Here is a 17,590-nt window from a genome sequence, read left to right on the forward strand (position 1 = left end):
GGCACCCCCGTTTCCGCATCAACCCTGGCGGTAGACCTCGGCGCCAGCAGCGCGGAACTCTTCCGACTTCTCCTTCATGCCGGCCTCGGCGTAGTCACGCACGTCCTGGGTGATCTTCATCGAACAGAAATGCGGGCCGCACATCGAGCAGAAGTGCGCCAGCTTGTGCGCATCCTTCGGCAGCGTCTCGTCATGGAACTCCTTGGCCTTCTCCGGATCCAGGCCAAGGTGGAACTGGTCTTCCCAGCGGAATTCGAAGCGCGCTTTGCTCAGTGCGTTGTCGCGCACCTGCGCGCCGGGATGGCCCTTGGCAAGGTCGGCCGCATGCGCGGCGATGCGATAGGCCATGATGCCGTCGCGCACGTCCTGGCGATTGGGCAGGCCCAGGTGCTCCTTCGGCGTCACGTAGCAGAGCATGGCCGTGCCGAACCAGCCGATCATCGCCGCACCGATCGCACTGGTGATGTGGTCGTAGCCCGGTGCGATATCGGTGGTCAGCGGGCCCAGCGTGTAGAACGGCGCTTCACCGCACTCGCGCAGCTGCTTGTCCATGTTCTCCTTGATCAGCTGCATCGGCACATGGCCAGGGCCTTCGATCATGGTCTGCACATCATGCTTCCAGGCGATCTTCGTCAGCTCACCCAGCGTTTCCAGCTCACCGAACTGCGCCGCGTCGTTGGCATCGGCGATGCAGCCCGGACGCAGGCCATCGCCCAGCGAGAAGGTCACGTCGTAGGCCTTCATGATTTCGCAGATCTCTTCGAAGTGTGTGTAGAGGAAGTTCTCCTCATGGTGCGCCAGGCACCACTTGGCCATGATCGAGCCGCCCCGGCTGACGATGCCGGTCACGCGCTTGGCAGTGAGCGGCACATAGCGCAGCAGCACGCCGGCATGGATGGTGAAGTAGTCCACGCCTTGCTCGGCCTGCTCGATCAGCGTGTCGCGGAAGATCTCCCAGGTGAGCGCTTCGGCACGGCCATCAACCTTCTCCAGCGCCTGGTAGATCGGCACGGTACCGATCGCCACCGGCGAGTTGCGGATGATCCACTCGCGGGTCTCATGGATGTGCTTGCCGGTGGACAGGTCCATCACCGTGTCGCCGCCCCAGCGGATCGCCCACACCAGCTTCTCCACTTCCTCGGCGATGCCCGAGGACACGGCGCTGTTGCCGATGTTGGCGTTGATCTTGGTCAGGAAGTTGCGGCCGATGATCATCGGCTCGCTTTCCGGATGGTTGATGTTGTTGGGCAGCACCGCACGGCCGCGCGCGATCTCATCGCGCACGAATTCTGGCGTGATGATCTTCTGGATCGAAGCCCCGAACGCCTCGCCCGGGTGCTGCTGCAGCAGGCCGGCATCGCGGATCGCTTCCAGCCGCTGGTTCTCACGGATGGCGACGAATTCCATTTCCGGCGTGATGATGCCGCGGCGCGCGTAGTGCATCTGGGTGACGTTCGCGCCTTCCCGTGCACGGCGCGGCAGGCTGCGCGCAGGGAACCGCACGGCATCGAGCTTGGGATCCTGCTCGCGGCCGCGGCCGAACGACGGACTCAGGCCGTCGAGCTGCTCGGTATCGCCGCGTTCCTCCACCCAACCGCGACGCAGCGCCGGCAGGCCCGCGGAAAGATCAATACGCACGTCCGGATCGGTGTAGGGGCCAGACGTGTCATAGACCGTGACCGGTGCATTCTCTTCGCCTCCGAACAGCGTCGGCGTGCGGGTCAGCGCGATCTCGCGCATCGGCACCTGCAGATCCGGACGCGAACCGGGCACGTGGATCTTGCGCGAGCCGGGAATGGGCCGGGTCACGGATTCGGAGAGTTGCTGGGCCTGTTGCTGCAGGGCGGAGAGCTGTGCGTTCATCGGGCATCGTCCAGGAAGGTCAGGGACGAAGCGGCGGCGCACTGCGCCCGCGCACGGACGGTCCTTGGGCGGAGTCCGGGCACGGCTGCACTGCAAAGCTTCCCTACGCCGGTATGAGCCGGATCAGGTTCCAAGGGACTGTCTCAACCGTGGCCGCTTGGCCGCGGTACCCCCGCTTCTTGATGTGCATTAGAGCACAGAAAGCGCTTGGCCCCAGTACCGCTCATCCACGCCCGGCGTGGATCTGCCGCACTGGCTTTAACGGAACCATGACATCGCGTTCAGTAACGTGCACGCGCATCGTGTCGCTGCGACCGGTGTTTCCTTCGCCGTCTTCGCGGCCCCTGCCCGGCTCGTGCTGCATGCCGCCGGCCCTTCGCTGCAAGCTCTGCTCGCTCCCCTCAATCCCTTGATCGGAGAAGCTCCTTCATGGTGTTTCGCGTTTCCATCGCACTGGTCCTGCTGCTGGTGCTGCTTGCCGGTGTTGCACCGGGCCCCTTCAATGCCGTGGTGCAGTCGATGCTGGCAGAAGTCATCCGCAGCGTCGGCTGGCTGTACCTGCTGGTGGTGTTCCTGGCCCTGGTGTTCCTGATGTACCTGGCCTTCGGCCGCTTCGGCAACCTGCGCATCGGTGGCGAAGACGCCGAGCCCGAGTTCTCGCGGGCCAGCTGGATGTCGATGCTGTTCGCCGCCGGCATGGGCATCGGCCTGGTGTTCTGGGGCGCCGCCGAACCCATCTCGCACTTCAGCAAGCCACCGGAAGGGCTTGCTCCGCAGAGCATGGATGCGGCACGCGCCTCGATACGCTATGCATTCTTCCACTGGGGCCTGCACCCGTGGGCCATCTACGCGCTGATCGGCCTGGCGATGGCCTGGTTCCAGTTCAACCGCAACGGCCGCGGCCTGGTCAGCGACATGCTGCAGCCGATCATCGGCCGCCACCATCGCGGCTGGACCGGGCGCGTGGTCAACATCGCGGCAGTGGTCGCCACGGCGATCGGTGTCGCGACTACGCTGGGCTTCGGCACCATCCAGATCGCCGCCGGCATCGAGCGCGTGTTCGGCGTGCAGGCTACCGTCGCAGTACAGATGACCATCATTGCGGTCGCCTTCGTGCTGTACATGGCGTCCACCGCCAGTGGCGTGGAGCGAGGTGTGAAATGGCTGTCCAACTTCAACCTGGCGTTGGCTGCCCTGCTGGCAGCCATCCTGCTGGTGCTGGGGCCGACCGGCTTCATCTTCGATACGTTCACCACCACGCTGGGCTCCTACCTCAACCAGCTGGTGACGATGAGCCTGCGCATGTCACCGTTCTCCGGCAGCACCTGGGTGGCGGACTGGACGATCTTCTACTGGGCCTGGTGGATCTCGTGGGCACCGTTCGTAGGGTCGTTCATCGCACGCATCTCTCGCGGGCGCAGCGTGCGCGAGTTCGTGATCGGCGTGGTGCTCGCGCCGACACTGCTGGGCTTCTTCTGGTTCGCGGTATTCGGCGGCACCGCGCTGTGGGCGCAGATCTTCGGCCATGCCGATCTGGTGCAGGCGCTGGGCAACGGCTACGAGACGGTGCTGTTCACGCTGTTCGACAGCATGCCGCTGCCGCTGCTGCTGTCGTGCATCGCACTGGTACTGCTGATGATCTTCTTCGTGACCTCGGCCGACTCGGCGGTGCTGGTGCTGGCCAGCATGTCCACTGACGAAGCAGGCGATCCTCCGTTGAAGCGCAAGCTGGCCTGGGGCATCGCGGTGGCGTTGATCGCAGCGGCGTTGCTGCTGGCCGGTGGCCTGGATGCACTGCAGGGCATGATCACGATCGCGGCGTTGCCATTCGCGCTGCTGATGGTGCTGGTGATGGTGTCGCTGTACCGGGTGCTGGACCAGGAGTACACGCGTGAGCGGCGGCAGGCGCAGCGCCAGCGGCACATGATCGATGCCTGGATCGCACGCGAGATGGCGGCGCAGGAGGAGACCCAGGCGGAGGCCGCGCGCGCGCACGATCAGGATTGAGGGGGTTTTGCAGCCTGCGGCTGCACTGCTTTTCTCAAGCAACAGCAACAGCAACTTCAACGGCGGCTCTGGGTTGCTGTTGGTTGGGCGGGTCGGTGTGGGCCGGCAGGACACGCCGTAAACCCGTCCCTGGGGGCTCGATGGCGCCATCCATGGCGCCAACGGTCCTGCCGGCCCACACCGACCCACCCCCGACAGTTTCCGTGTGACGGTGGGTTTTCCACGCCATGCGTGGATGAGGTGTATCGGAAAACAGGAAGGGGTCGGATCCGTTTTCCTTTGGAAAACGGATCCGCCCCCAACCCAAAGCGCGCGGCTGTTGCCTTTGCTCTTGCTGTTGCCTTTGCTCTTGCTGTTGCCTTTGCTCTTGCTGTTGCCTTTGCTCTTGCTGTTGCCTTTGCTCTTGCTGTTGCCTTTGCTCTTGCTGTTGCCTTTGCTCTTGCTCTTCTTTTTTCTTTTCCTGCGGTGACGGACACGGAAACTGTCCGTGGCCGGGCGGGTGGGTTGGCTGGGGGCGTGAGCCGCATGGATGCGGCGACCGAGCCTACAGGGACGTATTCACGGCGTCCCCCAGACAATCCACCCGCCCGGCCCAATCACGCAATCCAGCTTCTAAACCGACACCGCAGAGGGGGCTCAGCCTGGTGGGCGGGAAACTTCAATACCCCGCCGCCTGCCCATCCTTGCGGCTCTCCGAGGCACCGTAGTAAACCCCGGTGTCGGGATCACGCATGATCGCCTGGTACCCGCCATAGGGACCATCGGCAAACACGATGCGATGCCCCTTGCGCATCAGCGCACGCACTGTTTCATACGGGAACCCGGTTTCCAGATTCACCTCGCCGCCATCGGACATTGCCGTAGCCTGCCCGGTCGGTTCGGTCGAGCCTTCGTGCTGGATGCGCGGCGCATCACCGGCTTCCTGCAGATTCATCCCGAAGTCCACCAGGTTCATCACGATCTGCGCATGACCCTGCGGCTGCATCGCGCCGCCCATCACGCCGAAGCTGGCATACGGCTTGCCACCCTTGGTGATGAAGGCCGGGATGATGGTCTGGAACGGCCGCTTGCCCGGTGCGTAGCCGTTGGGATGGTTCTTCTGCAGCACGAACATCTCGCCACGGTCCTGCAGGATGAAGCCCAGCCCCGGCGGCGCCATGCCACTGCCCATGCCGCGGTAGTTGGACTGGATCAGTGACACCATCATGCCGTCGGCGTCGGCCACGGTCATGTAGATCGTGTCGCCCTCTTCCAGCTGCTTCGGCGTCCCCGGCTGCACTTCCTTCAGCGCTTTGTCCATCGAGATCAGCGCGCGGCGCTGTGCGGCGTATTCCTTGGAGATCAGCTTCTGCACCGGCGCCGGCTGGAACGCCATGTCGGCATAGAAGCGCGCACGGTCGGCAAAGGCCAGCTTCTTCGCTTCAACGAACAGGTGCACGTGCTCCGGTGAACCGAACGGGATCTTGGAGAAGTCGTAGCCCTCCAGCACGTTGAGGATCTGCAGCGCAGCGATGCCCTGGCTGTTCGGTGGCAGTTCCCATACGTCGTAGCCACGGTAGTTGCTGCTGACCGGTTCGACCCACTCACCGTTGTGGTCGGCCATGTCCTGGTAGCTCAGGTAGCCACCATTGGCCTTGAAGTAGTCGCCGATGGTACGGGCGATGTCACCCTTGTAGAAAGCGTCGCGCCCGCCGTCGGCGATCTTCTGCAGCGTGCTGGCCAGGTTCGGGTTCTTCCACATCTCGCCCTTGCGCGGGGCGTGGCCGTTGATCGTGAACTGCTCCTTGAAGCCCGGGTACTGCGACAGTTTGGGCACCGAGCGGTCCCAGTAGTAGGCGATCACCTCGGCCACCGGGTGGCCCTCGCGGGCATAGCGGATGGCCGGCGCCAGGTTGTCCGCCATCGGCTTGCGGCCGAAGCGGTCGTGCAGCGCGAACCAGCCATCGACCGCGCCGGGCACGGACACCGGCAGCGGGCCGGTAGCCGGGATGTCCTTCAGGCCACGACGCTGGAACTCGGCCAGGGTCAGCGACTTCGGCGAGCGGCCCGAGCCGTTGTAGCCATAGAGCTTCTGCGTCTTCGGGTCCCAGACGATGGCGAACAGGTCACCACCGATGCCGTTGCCGGTGGGCTCCATCAGGCCGAGCGCGGCGTTGGCGGCAATCGCCGCGTCCACGGCCGAGCCACCGCCCTTCATCACGTCCAGCGCAATCTGGGTGGCCAGTGGCTGCGAGGTGGCGGCCATCGCATGCGGGGCGATCACCTCCGAACGGGTGGCGAAGGTGTGACCGGTGATGCGGTCGGCGGCAAAGGACAGCGCGGGCACGGCAGCCAGCACGGCGGCGGCGAGCAGGGAACGGGCAAGGCGTCGGGACACGGTCGGGTTCCGATGGAAGGGTGGTTCCCCGATCTTCGCCGCTGCAGCCTTCACGCGGTATCGGGCAGAGGTCATGGGCGTTGATCCTGGGGTGGGTGCGGAACACGGTCCGCCCCACCAAGGCCAAAATCCGCCGGATTCCGCGCAAAAGCGGCCCTGAAAGGAGTGAATTCGGGTTCACCGAATCACTTTCAGCGGCAACCATCCTTGTGCCACAAGCGATTGCGCTGGATGCAGCGGAAACCGATAAAAAATCCGTTGCGAGGGTTGACATCGCCGAAACGGCTGTGTTTCTCTCGATCACATGCTGCAACACAACACGCCACCGCGAACCCACATCGAAGCCGCCGACATCGGCGCCGCATCGCTGCGTTCGATTCTTGTGCTCGTACTTATTACCCAACCCACAGGTGCGGGACGAGCCAGCGTGTAAGCAACAAACACACCGGAACTCTTCAAAAACCCGCACCCACCCCGGTGCGGGTTTTTTCATTTCAGAACCTGGTTTCAGACGCAACCACCATGCACAACGCCCAACGCAACACCCGGACCCACACCACCACGACGCCTCGTGGTGGCTGTGCCTGTGCGATGCGCGGCGCCTCCTCCACCGCTTTCCCCTGACCGGCCGGCACGTCACCTCGACGACCGGCCGTTCTTTTTTCTTCCCACCGCAAGGAACCTCCCCCATGAGCACCAACGACCTGCCCCAGACCAAGATCGCCGTCATCGGCTACGGCAGCCAGGGCCGCGCCCACGCACTGAACCTGCGCGAATCCGGCTTCGACGTGGTGGTAGGCCTGCGTCCGGGCGGCCCGACCGAGGTCAAGGCACAGGCCGATGGCTTCACCGTGAAAGCACCGGCCGACGCAGTGAAGGATGCGGACCTGGTTGCCGTGCTGACGCCGGACATGGTGCAGAAGAAGCTCTACGACGACGTGCTGGCTGCGAACATGAAACAGGGTGCGGTGCTGTTGTTCGCGCACGGCCTGAACGTGCACTTCGACATGATCAAGCCGCGCGAGGACCTGGACGTGGTGCTGGTCGCGCCCAAGGGACCGGGTGCGCTGGTGCGCCGCGAGTATGAAATCGGCCGTGGCGTGCCGTGCATCTGGGCGGTCTACCAGGACAAGAGCGGCAAGGCGGCCGAGTACGCCCTGGCCTATGCGGCCGGCCTCGGCGGTGCACGCGCCAACCTGATCCAGACGACCTTCAAGGAAGAGACCGAGACCGATCTGTTCGGCGAACAGGCGGTGCTGTGCGGCGGTGCCTCGGCGCTGGTGCAGGCCGGTTTCGAGACGCTGGTCGAGGCCGGCTACCAGCCCGAGATCGCCTACTACGAAGTGCTGCACGAACTGAAGCTGATCGTCGACCTGTTCTACGAAGGTGGCATCTCGCGCATGCTGGAGTTCATCTCCGAAACCGCGCAGTACGGCGACTACGTCAGTGGCCCGCGGGTGATCGACGCCGGCACCAAGGCGCGCATGAAGGAGGTCCTGAAGGACATCCAGGACGGCACCTTCACCAAGAACTGGGTGGCCGAGTACGAAGCGGGCCTGCCGAACTACAACAGGTTCAAGCAGGCCGACCTGGAGCACCCGATCGAAAAGGTGGGCAAGGAACTGCGCGCCAAGATGGTCTGGTTGCAAGGACAGGCCGCGTAACCGCGCGGCCCTCCCCCACCCGCTTTGCAAGGTTCCCCCATGAACTCTTCCACACATCGCAGCGCGCCGCCCAATGGCGCGCGCTGGCTGACCCAGGCGCTGGAGGCCGAGGGCGTCCACACGCTGTTCGGCTATCCCGGCGGCACCATCATGCCGTTCTACGACGCGCTGGTGGATTCGTCGCTGAAGCACGTCCTGGTGCGCCATGAGCAGGGCGCTGCGCTGGCTGCCAATGGTTTTGCCCGCGCCAGCAACCAGGTGGGCGTCTGCGTGGCCACCTCCGGTCCGGGCGCCTCCAACCTGGTCACCGGCATCGCCGACGCGATGCTGGATTCGGTGCCGATGGTCTGCATCACCGGCCAGGTCGCCACGCCGCTGCTGGGCACCGACGCCTTCCAGGAGCTGGATGTGTTCGGCCTGACGTTGCCGATCGTCAAGCACAGCTGGCTGGTGCGCAGCGTCGACGACCTGCCCCGCGTGGTCGCCGATGCCTTCCGCATCGCCCGCGAAGGCCGGCCCGGCCCGGTGCTGATCGACCTGCCCAAGGACGTGCAGCTGGCCGATGCCAGCCATCTGCCGGCGCACGTGCCGAGCAGCGTCGAGCCGCCGCCGGCCCCGGCCGAAGCTGCCATCGCCGAGGCCATCGCCGCATTGGCGGCCGCCGAAAAGCCGGTGGTCTACGCCGGTGGTGGCATCGCGCTGGGCGATGCGGTGCAGGACCTGCGCGACTTCGTCGAGGCCAGCGCCATCCCCACCGTGATGACCCTGCGCGGGCTGGGCGCACTTCCGGCCAACCACCCGCAGTCGCTGGGCATGCTGGGCATGCATGGCACCCGCGCGGCCAACATGGCGGTGCAGGAAAGCGACCTGCTGCTGGTGCTGGGCGCGCGCTTCGATGACCGCGCCACCGGCAAGCTGGCCGAGTTCGCACCGTTCGCCCGTGTCGTCCACATCGATGCCGACGCCTACGAGATCTCCAAGCTGCGCAGCGCCGATGTCGCCGTGCCGGGCAATGTCGGCCATGCCATCCGCGCCCTGCGTGCGGCCTTCCCCTCCCCCAAGGCCCACCAGGACGCATGGCGCAAGCGCTGTGCACAGCATCGCGATCGTTTCGCTGCGCGTTACGACGCGCCCGGCCAGCACATCTACGCACCGGCCATGCTGAAGCGCCTGAGCGAGCTGGCGCCGGCCGATGCGGTGATCGCCTGCGATGTCGGCCAGCACCAGATGTGGGTGGCGCAGCACTGCCGCTTCAACCACCCGCGCAACCACCTGACCAGCGGCGCCCTGGGCACCATGGGCTTCGGCCTGCCGGCTGCGATGGGTGCGCAGTTCGCCTGCCCCGATCGCACCGTGGTGCTGGTGTCCGGCGACGGCAGCTTCATGATGAACGTGCAGGAGCTGGCCACCATCGCCCGCTGCCGCCTGCCGGTGAAGATCGTGCTGCTGGACAACAGTTCGCTGGGCATGGTGCGGCAGTGGCAGGAGCTGTTCTTCGCCGAGCGTTACAGCGAGATCGACCTGTCCGACAACCCGGACTTCGTGGCGTTGGCGCAGGTGTTCGGCATTGCCGCGACCCGCATCGACGCGCGTGATGACGTCGAGGGTGGCCTGGCCGCGCTGCTGGCCGAGCCCGGCCCGGCGCTGCTGCACGTGGCCATCGACGCACGCGCCAACGTGTGGCCGCTGGTGCCGCCGAACACCGCCAACAGCACGATGCTGGAAAGCAATCCCGCCCACGCCCGCCAGGAGACCCCCAATGCAATACCGGCTTGACCTGGTGCTGCACCCGGCCGAAGGCGCGCTGCTGCGCGTGATCGGCATGGCCGAACGCCGTGGCTTCGCGCCGCGTGCGATCACCGGTGCGCCGATGGCCGCCGACGATGGCCGCTGGCACCTGCAGCTGGTGGTGGATGGACAGCGTCCGCCGGAGACCCTGTGCCGGCAGATGGAGAAGATCTACGACTGCGTGTCCGTACAGGTCACCGCCGTGGAAGGAGCATCCGTATGAACACCCGTACCGTAGCGAGCACGGTGCCGGTACGGAGGCGTCTTCTTCGCCGCCCGTGCCCGCATGCGGCGGTCGCCTGCACCGCGCTGGTGGCCCATGCCGGCCGCTGATGCCAGCCAGGAAAGCGATGTCGGCGACGTAAGCGTCGCCGACGTACTGGCGGCGCAGGCCCGGCTGCGCCGCTTCCTGCCGCACACCCCGCTGCACCATGCCGAGCGCTTCGGCACCTGGCTGAAGCTGGAGAACCTGCAGCGCACCGGGTCCTACAAAGTGCGCGGCGCGTTGAACGCGCTGCTGGCCGGCCGCGAGCGCGGCGATACCCGGCCGGTGATCTGTGCCTCGGCCGGCAACCACGCCCAGGGCGTGGCGTGGGCCGCCTACCGCCTGGACGTGCCGGCCATCACCGTGATGCCGCATGGCGCACCGGCCACCAAGATCGCCGGCGTCGCCCATTGGGGCGCGACCGTGCGCCAGCACGGCAACAGCTATGACGAGGCCTACGCCTTCGCGGTCGATCTGGCACAACGCCACGGCTACCGCTTCCTGTCCGCGTTCGACGATGCCGACGTGATCGCCGGCCAGGGCACGGTCGGCATCGAGCTGGCCGCACACGCGCCGGACGTGGTAATCGTTCCGATCGGCGGCGGTGGGCTGGCGTCCGGCGTTGCACTGGCACTGAAATCGCAGGGCGTGCGCGTGGTCGGCGCGCAGGTGGAGGGCGTCGACTCGATGGCGCGTGCGATCCGTGGCGACGTGCGCGAGATCGCCCCCGTCGCGTCGCTGGCCGATGGCGTCCGGGTGAAGATTCCCGGCTTCCTGACCCGCCGCCTGTGCACCTCGCTGCTGGACGACGTGGTGATCGTGCGCGAGGCCGAACTGCGCGAAACCCTGGTCCGGCTGGCGCTGGAGGAGCACATCATCGCCGAGGGCGCGGGCGCGTTGGCGCTGGCCGCTGGCCGCCGCGTCGCCGGCCGCCGCAAGTGCGCAGTGGTCTCCGGCGGCAACATCGATGCCGGCGTTCTGGCCGGCCTGCTCACCGACATCCGCCCGCGCGCGCCACGCAAACCACGGCGACGGCGCAGTGAAACCCCGCGCTCGCCCGCCAGGGCCAGCGCTTCCGCATCTCCCACCTCTTCCCCTTCCCCCCTGCAAGCCGTCGCACCCGCTGTCGAGGAGATTTCCCTGTGACCACCATCGAACGAATTACCACCCCGCGCATCCGCATCTTCGACACCACCCTGCGTGACGGCGAGCAGTCCCCCGGCTGCAGCATGAGCCCACCGCAGAAGCTGGTGATGGCGCGTGCGCTGGATGAACTGGGCGTGGACATCATCGAGACCGGCTTCCCAGCCAGCTCGCAGTCCGACCGCGAGGCGATGGCGCTGATCGGCCGCGAACTGCGCCGCCCCAGCCTGAGCCTGGCGGTGCTGTCGCGCTGCCTGCAGGCCGACATCGAGACCTCGGCACGTGCCCTGGAGGCCGCCGCCAACCCGCGCCTGCACGTGTTCCTGTCGACCAGCCCGTTGCACCGCGAGCACAAGCTGCGCATGACCCGCGAGCAGGTACTGGAGTCGGTACGCAAGCACGTCTCGCTGGCCCGGTCCTACATCGACGATGTCGAGTTCTCGGCCGAGGATGCCACCCGTACCGAACTGGACTACCTGATCGAGGTCTCGCGCGTGGCGATCGCCGCTGGCGCCACCACCATCAACCTGCCCGACACCGTCGGCTTCACTACGCCGGAAGAAATCCGCGCGATGTTCCAGCAGGTCATCGCCGGTGTCGCCGACGTGCCGAATGCCGCCAACGTGATCTTCAGTGCGCATTGCCACAACGACCTGGGCCTGGCCGTGGCCAACTCGCTGGCCGCCGTCGAAGGCGGCGCCCGGCAGGTCGAGTGCACCATCAACGGCATCGGCGAGCGCGCCGGCAACTGCTCGCTGGAAGAAATCGCAATGGTGCTGAAGGTGCGCCAGGCCTTCTACGAGCAGGACAGCTCGATCAACACCCCGCGCATCGTCGGCACCTCGCAGCTGCTGCAGCGCCTGGTCGGCATGCCGGTACAGCGCAACAAGGCCATCGTCGGCGCCAATGCCTTCGCCCACGAATCGGGCATCCACCAGCACGGCATGCTGCGCCATCGCGGCACCTACGAAATCATGCGGCCGGAAGACGTGGGCTGGGAGGATTCACAGATGGTGCTGGGCCGCCACAGTGGCCGCGCCGCCGTCGAAGCGCGCCTGCGTGCGCTGGGCTTCTGGCTGGACGAAGACGAACTGAAGCTGGTGTTCGAGCAGTTCAAGGGGCTGTGCGAGCAGCAGCGGGTGGTCACCGATGCCGACCTGCAGACCCTGATGCAGGGCGGTGCCAATGCACAGGGCTATCGCCTGGCCTCGATGACCATCAGCGATGTCGGCAGTCGCGCCAATGCACTGGTCGAGCTGTCCGACCCCGACGGCAACCGCGTGGCCGAGACCGCGCAGGGCGACGGCCCGGTGGATGCGCTGTTCGGCGCGTTGTCGGCCGCCACCGGCGTGCAGCTGATGCTCGACAGTTACCACGTGCACAGCGTCGGCATCGGTGCCGATGCACGCGGCGAGGCCAACCTGAGCGTGCGCCACGACGGCATCGAATACGACGGCACCGGCACCAGCAAGGACATCATCGAAGCCTCCGCGCTGGCTTGGCTGGACGTCGCCAACCGGCTGCTGCGCCAACGCCAGGCCGCCGCCAGCAGCGTCAGCGAAACCGCCGCCCCCGCCACAGCCTGAGAAACCTGACATGAGCGCCTTCGACACGACCACGGCCGCTACGGCAGGCCAGCAGTGGAACGCCCAGGACTACGCGATCGATGCCGGCTTCGTGCCGCTGCTCGGCAACGCGGTGTCGCGCCTGCTCGACCCGCGCGCCGGTGAGTACATCCTCGATCTGGGCTGTGGCGATGGAGTGCTCAGCAGTGAACTGGCGTTGAGTGGTGCACGCATCCATGGCGTGGACGCGTCGCCGGAACTGGTGATCGCCGCCCGCGCGCGCGGCGTCGATGCGCAGGTGATGGACGGCCATGCCCTGTCCTTCGACGGCGCGTTCGACGCGGTGTTCAGCAACGCAGCACTGCACTGGATGACCAACCCCGATCAGGTGCTGGAAGGCGTGCGCCGCGCGCTGCGCCCCGGCGGCCGCTTCGTCGCCGAGTTCGGCGGCCACGGCAACGTGGCCACCATCGTCGCGGCGGTGCAGGCCGCGCGCGTGGCCCACGGCCATGGTGCCAGCGCCTTCCAGTGGTACTTCCCCACTGCCGATGCCTACGCCGATCGCCTGCGCCAGCATGGCTTCCAGGTGCAGCTGATCGAGTGCACACCGCGCCCGACCGCACTGCCGACCGGCGTGGCCGGCTGGCTGCGGGTGTTCGCCGCACCGCTGCTGGACGACCTGCCCGCCGAGGCACGCGCGACCGTGCGCGAGGCCGCCACCGCGCTGCTGGCCCACCTGCCGCGCAACGCCGCCGGCCAGCCGCTGGCCGACTACGTGCGGCTGCGGGTACTTGCCCGTCGCCGCTGACATGATCCATTCGTCATCTTTTCCGATGTCCGCAACTTCGTACTTCTGCAAGGCATACGCATGACCTCCGCACCCCGCACCCTGTACGACAAACTGTGGGACGCCCACGTGGTTGTCCCTGAATCCGACAGCGCGCCCGCCGTGCTGTACATCGACCTGCACCTGATCCACGAGGTGACCTCGCCGCAGGCGTTCACCGAACTGCGCCAACGCGGCCTGTCACCGCGCCGACCGGACCGTACCAAGGCAACGATGGACCACTCCACACCAACCCTGCCGGCCGCCGCCGACGGCACGCTGCCCTACGCCAGCGCCGCCTCCGAAGCCCAGGTCGCCACGCTGGCGCGCAACTGCGCCGAGCACGGCATCGAGTTGTTCGACATGGCCTCGGACAACCGCGGCATCGTCCACGTGATCGCCCCGGAACAGGGGTTCACCCAGCCCGGCATGACCATCGTGTGCGGCGACAGCCACACCTCCACCCATGGTGCGTTCGGCTCGCTGGCCTTCGGCATCGGCACCAGCGAGGTCGGCCACGTGCTGGCCACGCAGTGCCTGCTGCAGCGCAAGGCCAAGACCCTGGCAATCACCGTCGATGGCGTCCTGGCGCCGGGCGTCGGTGCCAAGGATGTGGTGCTGCACATCATCGGCGTGATCGGCGTCAACGGTGGCACCGGCCACGTGATCGAGTTCCGTGGCAGCACCATCGAAGCGATGGACATGGAACAGCGCATGACCCTGTGCAACATGTCGATCGAGGCCGGCGCACGCGCCGGCATGGTGGCGCCGGACCAGGTCACCTTCGACTTCGTCGCCGCGACCCCGCGTGGTCCCAAGGGCGCCGACTTCGACGCTGCCGTGGCACGCTGGCAGCAGCTGCGCAGCGATGAAGGCGCACGCTTCGACAACGAGGTGCACATCGACGCCGCCGATATCCGCCCCACCCTGACCTGGGGCACCCACCCGGGCACCGCCATCGCGGTGGATGCCCCGATTCCAGCGGCCAATGATGCCGCCGCACAGAAGGGCCTGGACTACATGCACTTCCAGGCCGGCAAGGCGCTGGCGGGTACGCCGGTGGACGTGGTGTTCGTCGGTTCGTGCACCAATGGCCGCCTGAGCGACATGCGCGAAGTGGCGCAGGTCCTGCGCGGTCGCCGCGTCGCCGAGCGGGTGCGCATGCTGGTGGTGCCGGGTTCGGAGATCGTCAAGCGCGAGGCCGAGGCCGAAGGTATCCATGAGATCGTGCGCGCGGCCGGTGCCGAATGGCGCGAGCCGGGCTGTTCGATGTGCATCGCCATGAACGGCGATCTGGTCGCACCCGGCCAGCTGGCCGTGAGCACCAGCAACCGCAACTTCGAGGGCCGCCAGGGTCCCGGTTCGCGCACGCTGTTGGCCTCGCCGATGAGCGCCGCGTGGGCCGCAGTGAACGGGCACGTTGCCGATACCCGCGACCTGTTCGCACAGGAGGTGGCGTGATGGCCGGTTTCCGTACCCTGACCTCGGCCAGCGTGGTGCTGCGCCAGACCAACATCGACACCGACCAGATCATCCCGGCCCGGTTCCTGTCCACCACCGAACGCGCCGGCCTCGGCCGCAACGCGTTCAATGACTGGCGCTGGCAGGCCGACGGCGCACCAGTAGCCGACTTCGCCTTCAACCAGCCGCACAACGCTGGCCGCAGCATCCTGCTGGCCGGCCGCAACTTCGGCTGCGGCTCGTCGCGCGAACACGCGCCCTGGGCACTGACCGACCTGGGCCTGCGCGCCATCGTCAGCAGCGAGATCGCCGACATTTTCCGCGGCAACGCGTTGAAGAACGGCCTGCTGCCGATCGTGCTGGACGAAGCCGACGTGCAGGCGCTGATGCAGCGCCCGGACGACGAGCTGACCATCGACGTGGCCTCGCGCGAATTGCGCACGCCGGACGGCCGCGTCTATTCCTTCCCGCTGGATGGCTTCTCGCAGACCTGCCTGCTGGAAGGCGTCGACCAGTTGGGGTATCTGTTGGGCCGTGTCCCTGAAATCGAACGCTACGAGAGTGAGCATGCACGCTGAAATTGTTGTCCTGCCCGGTGATGGCATCGGCCCGGAAGTGGCCGCCGCGGCAGTGGCCGTCCTGAAGGCGGTCGCCGAACGCTTCAACCACACCTTCACCTTCAGCGAGCACGATATCGGTGGCATCGCCATCGACCGCCACGGCGAACCGCTGCCGGCGTCGACCCTGGCGGCCTGCCAGGCCGCGAATGCGGTGCTGCTGGGCGCGGTCGGTGGCCCGAAGTGGTCCGACCCGAACGCCAAGGTGCGCCCGGAACAGGGCCTGCTGGCGATCCGCAAGGCACTGGGCCTGTATGCCAACCTGCGCCCGGTGCGTACCCACGAAGCCGCGCTGCACGCCTCGCCGATCAAGGCCGAGCTGCTGCAGGGGGTGGACTTCGTGGTGGTGCGTGAACTGACCGGCGGCATCTACTTCGGCGACAAGACCCGCGATGCCGACAGCGCCAGCGACCTGTGCCGCTACACCGTGGCCGAGATCGAACGCGTGCTGCGCAGTGCGTTCCGCCTGGCGCAGCAGCGTCGCGGCAAGGTCACCTCGGTGGACAAGGCCAACGTGCTGGAGACCTCGCGACTCTGGCGTGACGTGGCCGCGCGCATCGGTCGCGACGAGTTCCCGGACGTAGCGCTGGAGCACCAGCTGGTCGATTCGATGGCCATGCACCTGCTGGCCAAGCCGCGCGAGTACGACGTGATCGTGACCGAGAACATGTTCGGCGACATCCTCACCGACGAGGCTTCAATGCTGGCCGGTTCGCTGGGCCTGCTGCCGTCGGCATCGCTGGGCGAACCGGGCGCGGTCGGCATCTACGAACCGATCCACGGTTCGGCCCCGGACATCGCCGGCAAGGGCATTGCCAATCCCTACGCGACGATCTTCAGCGCGGCGATGCTGCTGCGCCATTCGCTGGGGCTGGAAGCCGAAGCCGCCGCGGTGGAGGCGGCCGTACATGCGGTGCTGGACGATGGCGTGTTCACCGCCGACCTGGCCGCCAAGGGCCGGGCGGTGAGCCCCGCTGCCGCAACGGATGCGGTGCTGGCGCGCCTGAGCGCGTAATCGCTGTGCAGTAGAGCCACGCGATGCGTGGCCGTTGCCCGGCATTGAACCGTGCGCAGCCGCCCGTGGGGTGGCTCTACCGAGGCCTGGTAGAGCCCCTCATGCGTGGCTGCGTTACTTGGTGGTGTAACCCCCATTGACCAGGATGGTCTGCCCGGTCATCCACCAGCCGTCGGTGACCAGGAAGCGGATCCACGGCACGATGTCGGCGATGTCGGTCAGGCCGGTGCGGGTAAACGCGGACAGCGCCGCTGCGGTCTTGTGATACGCCTGCGCATCGGCACTCTCGGCCGGATAGAAGAATGGCGTATCCATCGGACCCGGGCCGATCGCGGTCACCGAGATGCCACGCTCACCGAACTCCTTCGACGCCGCGCGGGTGAAGTGCTCGACCGGTGCCTTGGTACCGGCGTAGCTGGAATAGAACGGCGTGAACGCGCCCAGCAGCGAGGTGACCAGGGTGCAGATGCGGCCGCCGTCGTTGACGTGGCGGCCGGCCTCCTTGAGGAAGAAGAACGCAGCCTTCGCGTTGACCGCACTCATCTCGTCGTACTCCGCTTCGCTGATCTCCAGCAGTGGCTTCTTCAGCACCTTGCCGACGGTGTTGATTGCGATGTCGGGACGGCCAACCGCAGCCACGGCATCGGCGAACAAGCGCTCCATCGCTGCCGCAGAGGTCAGGTCTCCCTGCAGGGCCACCGCTGTGCTGCCGGCGGCCTGCACGGCGGCGACGGTCGCTTCTGCATCGGCCTGGGTGGCGGCACTGTTGTAGTGGATGACGATGGCCTTGGCACCCTGGCTGGCGAAGTCGCGGGCGATCAGTCCGCCCAGGTTCTTGGCGCCGCCGGCGATCAGTACGGTCTTGCCCTTGAGGGAATGGTCGGTCATGGCTTCGGTCTCACGAGGGGGCTGCCCGGGGTGGCAACCCTGCCCTGACGACGATATCGTGCAGAAAATGCGGATAAAGCCCGCCACATTGACTTAACTTTCCAGAGTCAG

Annotated in this window: 13 protein-coding genes and 1 riboswitch; of the genes, 10 read left to right on the top strand and 3 right to left on the bottom strand. The window is 66.8% G+C overall.

The genetic code is table 11. The features are described 5' to 3' along the window. Positions 1-18: 18 nt before the first annotated feature. The gene (gene thiC / locus B9Y82_RS15005) at positions 19-1,863 is read right to left on the bottom strand and encodes a phosphomethylpyrimidine synthase ThiC (protein ID WP_100473844.1); all 1,845 of its coding nucleotides are present in this window, start codon (positions 1,861-1,863) and stop codon (positions 19-21) included. A gap of 82 nt (positions 1,864-1,945) precedes the next feature. After that, positions 1,946-2,047: riboswitch (TPP riboswitch) on the bottom strand. A gap of 245 nt (positions 2,048-2,292) precedes the next feature. Between thiC and B9Y82_RS15010 the strand changes: the two genes are divergently transcribed. Then, entirely contained in the window at positions 2,293-3,870 is a 1,578-nt protein-coding gene (locus B9Y82_RS15010) for a BCCT family transporter (protein ID WP_100473845.1), read from the top strand. A gap of 658 nt (positions 3,871-4,528) precedes the next feature. Here B9Y82_RS15010 and ggt read toward each other — a convergent pair. Beyond that, positions 4,529-6,322, bottom strand: a complete 1,794-nt coding sequence (gene ggt / locus B9Y82_RS15020; RefSeq protein WP_238381615.1) for a gamma-glutamyltransferase — start codon at positions 6,320-6,322, stop codon at positions 4,529-4,531. Between the two features lie 614 nt (positions 6,323-6,936). Here ggt and ilvC point away from each other — a divergent pair. The 9 genes from ilvC to leuB all read left to right on the top strand — a co-directional run bounded on the left by ilvC (position 6,937) and on the right by leuB (position 16,591). Continuing rightward, positions 6,937-7,911 (top strand): ketol-acid reductoisomerase, encoded by a 975-nt coding sequence (gene ilvC / locus B9Y82_RS15025; RefSeq protein ID WP_014038401.1) that lies wholly within the window; start codon positions 6,937-6,939, stop codon positions 7,909-7,911. Between the two features lie 39 nt (positions 7,912-7,950). Next, the gene (gene ilvG, locus B9Y82_RS15030; protein ID WP_100473847.1) at positions 7,951-9,687 is read left to right on the top strand and encodes an acetolactate synthase 2 catalytic subunit; all 1,737 of its coding nucleotides are present in this window, start codon (positions 7,951-7,953) and stop codon (positions 9,685-9,687) included. Beyond that, positions 9,671-9,922: an ACT domain-containing protein gene (locus B9Y82_RS15035; protein WP_100473848.1), complete on the top strand. Its 252-nt coding sequence runs from the start codon at positions 9,671-9,673 to the stop codon at positions 9,920-9,922. The genes ilvG and B9Y82_RS15035 overlap by 17 nt, the downstream gene beginning before the upstream one ends. A 96-nt stretch (positions 9,923-10,018) precedes the next feature. Continuing rightward, positions 10,019-11,110, top strand: a complete 1,092-nt coding sequence (locus tag B9Y82_RS15040; RefSeq protein ID WP_100473849.1) for a threonine dehydratase — start codon at positions 10,019-10,021, stop codon at positions 11,108-11,110. Continuing rightward, the gene (locus B9Y82_RS15045) at positions 11,107-12,693 is read left to right on the top strand and encodes a 2-isopropylmalate synthase (protein WP_100473850.1); all 1,587 of its coding nucleotides are present in this window, start codon (positions 11,107-11,109) and stop codon (positions 12,691-12,693) included. Before B9Y82_RS15040 ends, B9Y82_RS15045 begins: the two co-directional genes overlap by 4 nt. Before the next feature lie 10 nt (positions 12,694-12,703). Next, entirely contained in the window at positions 12,704-13,480 is a 777-nt protein-coding gene (locus tag B9Y82_RS15050) for a class I SAM-dependent methyltransferase (protein WP_100473851.1), read from the top strand. A 60-nt stretch (positions 13,481-13,540) separates the two neighbouring features. Continuing rightward, entirely contained in the window at positions 13,541-14,959 is a 1,419-nt protein-coding gene (leuC, locus tag B9Y82_RS15055; RefSeq protein WP_100473852.1) for a 3-isopropylmalate dehydratase large subunit, read from the top strand. Beyond that, positions 14,959-15,537, top strand: a complete 579-nt coding sequence (gene leuD, locus B9Y82_RS15060) for a 3-isopropylmalate dehydratase small subunit (RefSeq protein ID WP_100473853.1) — start codon at positions 14,959-14,961, stop codon at positions 15,535-15,537. The genes leuC and leuD overlap by 1 nt, the downstream gene beginning before the upstream one ends. Beyond that, entirely contained in the window at positions 15,527-16,591 is a 1,065-nt protein-coding gene (gene leuB / locus B9Y82_RS15065; RefSeq protein WP_100473854.1) for a 3-isopropylmalate dehydrogenase, read from the top strand. The genes leuD and leuB overlap by 11 nt, the downstream gene beginning before the upstream one ends. Positions 16,592-16,705: 114 nt before the next feature. Here leuB and B9Y82_RS15070 read toward each other — a convergent pair whose 3' ends face one another. Further along, positions 16,706-17,479 (bottom strand): SDR family oxidoreductase, encoded by a 774-nt coding sequence (locus B9Y82_RS15070; protein ID WP_100473855.1) that lies wholly within the window; start codon positions 17,477-17,479, stop codon positions 16,706-16,708. Between the last annotated feature and the right edge of the window lie 111 nt (positions 17,480-17,590).

Source organism: Stenotrophomonas maltophilia (genome assembly GCF_002799155.1).
Lineage (GTDB): Bacteria > Pseudomonadota > Gammaproteobacteria > Xanthomonadales > Xanthomonadaceae > Stenotrophomonas > Stenotrophomonas maltophilia_R.

Excerpts from the sequence above, each read along its gene's own strand:
- thiC (WP_100473844.1), bottom strand. The coding sequence starts at position 1,863 with ATGAACGCACAGCTCTCCGCCCTGCAGCAACAGGCCCAGCAACTCTCC.
- B9Y82_RS15010 (WP_100473845.1), top strand. The coding sequence starts at position 2,293 with ATGGTGTTTCGCGTTTCCATCGCACTGGTCCTGCTGCTGGTGCTGCTT.
- ggt (WP_238381615.1), bottom strand. The coding sequence starts at position 6,322 with ATGACCTCTGCCCGATACCGCGTGAAGGCTGCAGCGGCGAAGATCGGG.
- ilvC (WP_014038401.1), top strand. The coding sequence starts at position 6,937 with ATGAGCACCAACGACCTGCCCCAGACCAAGATCGCCGTCATCGGCTAC.
- ilvG (WP_100473847.1), top strand. The coding sequence starts at position 7,951 with ATGAACTCTTCCACACATCGCAGCGCGCCGCCCAATGGCGCGCGCTGG.
- B9Y82_RS15035 (WP_100473848.1), top strand. The coding sequence starts at position 9,671 with ATGCAATACCGGCTTGACCTGGTGCTGCACCCGGCCGAAGGCGCGCTG.
- B9Y82_RS15040 (WP_100473849.1), top strand. The coding sequence starts at position 10,019 with ATGCCGGCCGCTGATGCCAGCCAGGAAAGCGATGTCGGCGACGTAAGC.
- B9Y82_RS15050 (WP_100473851.1), top strand. The coding sequence starts at position 12,704 with ATGAGCGCCTTCGACACGACCACGGCCGCTACGGCAGGCCAGCAGTGG.
- leuC (WP_100473852.1), top strand. The coding sequence starts at position 13,541 with ATGACCTCCGCACCCCGCACCCTGTACGACAAACTGTGGGACGCCCAC.
- leuD (WP_100473853.1), top strand. The coding sequence starts at position 14,959 with ATGGCCGGTTTCCGTACCCTGACCTCGGCCAGCGTGGTGCTGCGCCAG.
- leuB (WP_100473854.1), top strand. The coding sequence starts at position 15,527 with ATGCACGCTGAAATTGTTGTCCTGCCCGGTGATGGCATCGGCCCGGAA.
- B9Y82_RS15070 (WP_100473855.1), bottom strand. The coding sequence starts at position 17,479 with ATGACCGACCATTCCCTCAAGGGCAAGACCGTACTGATCGCCGGCGGC.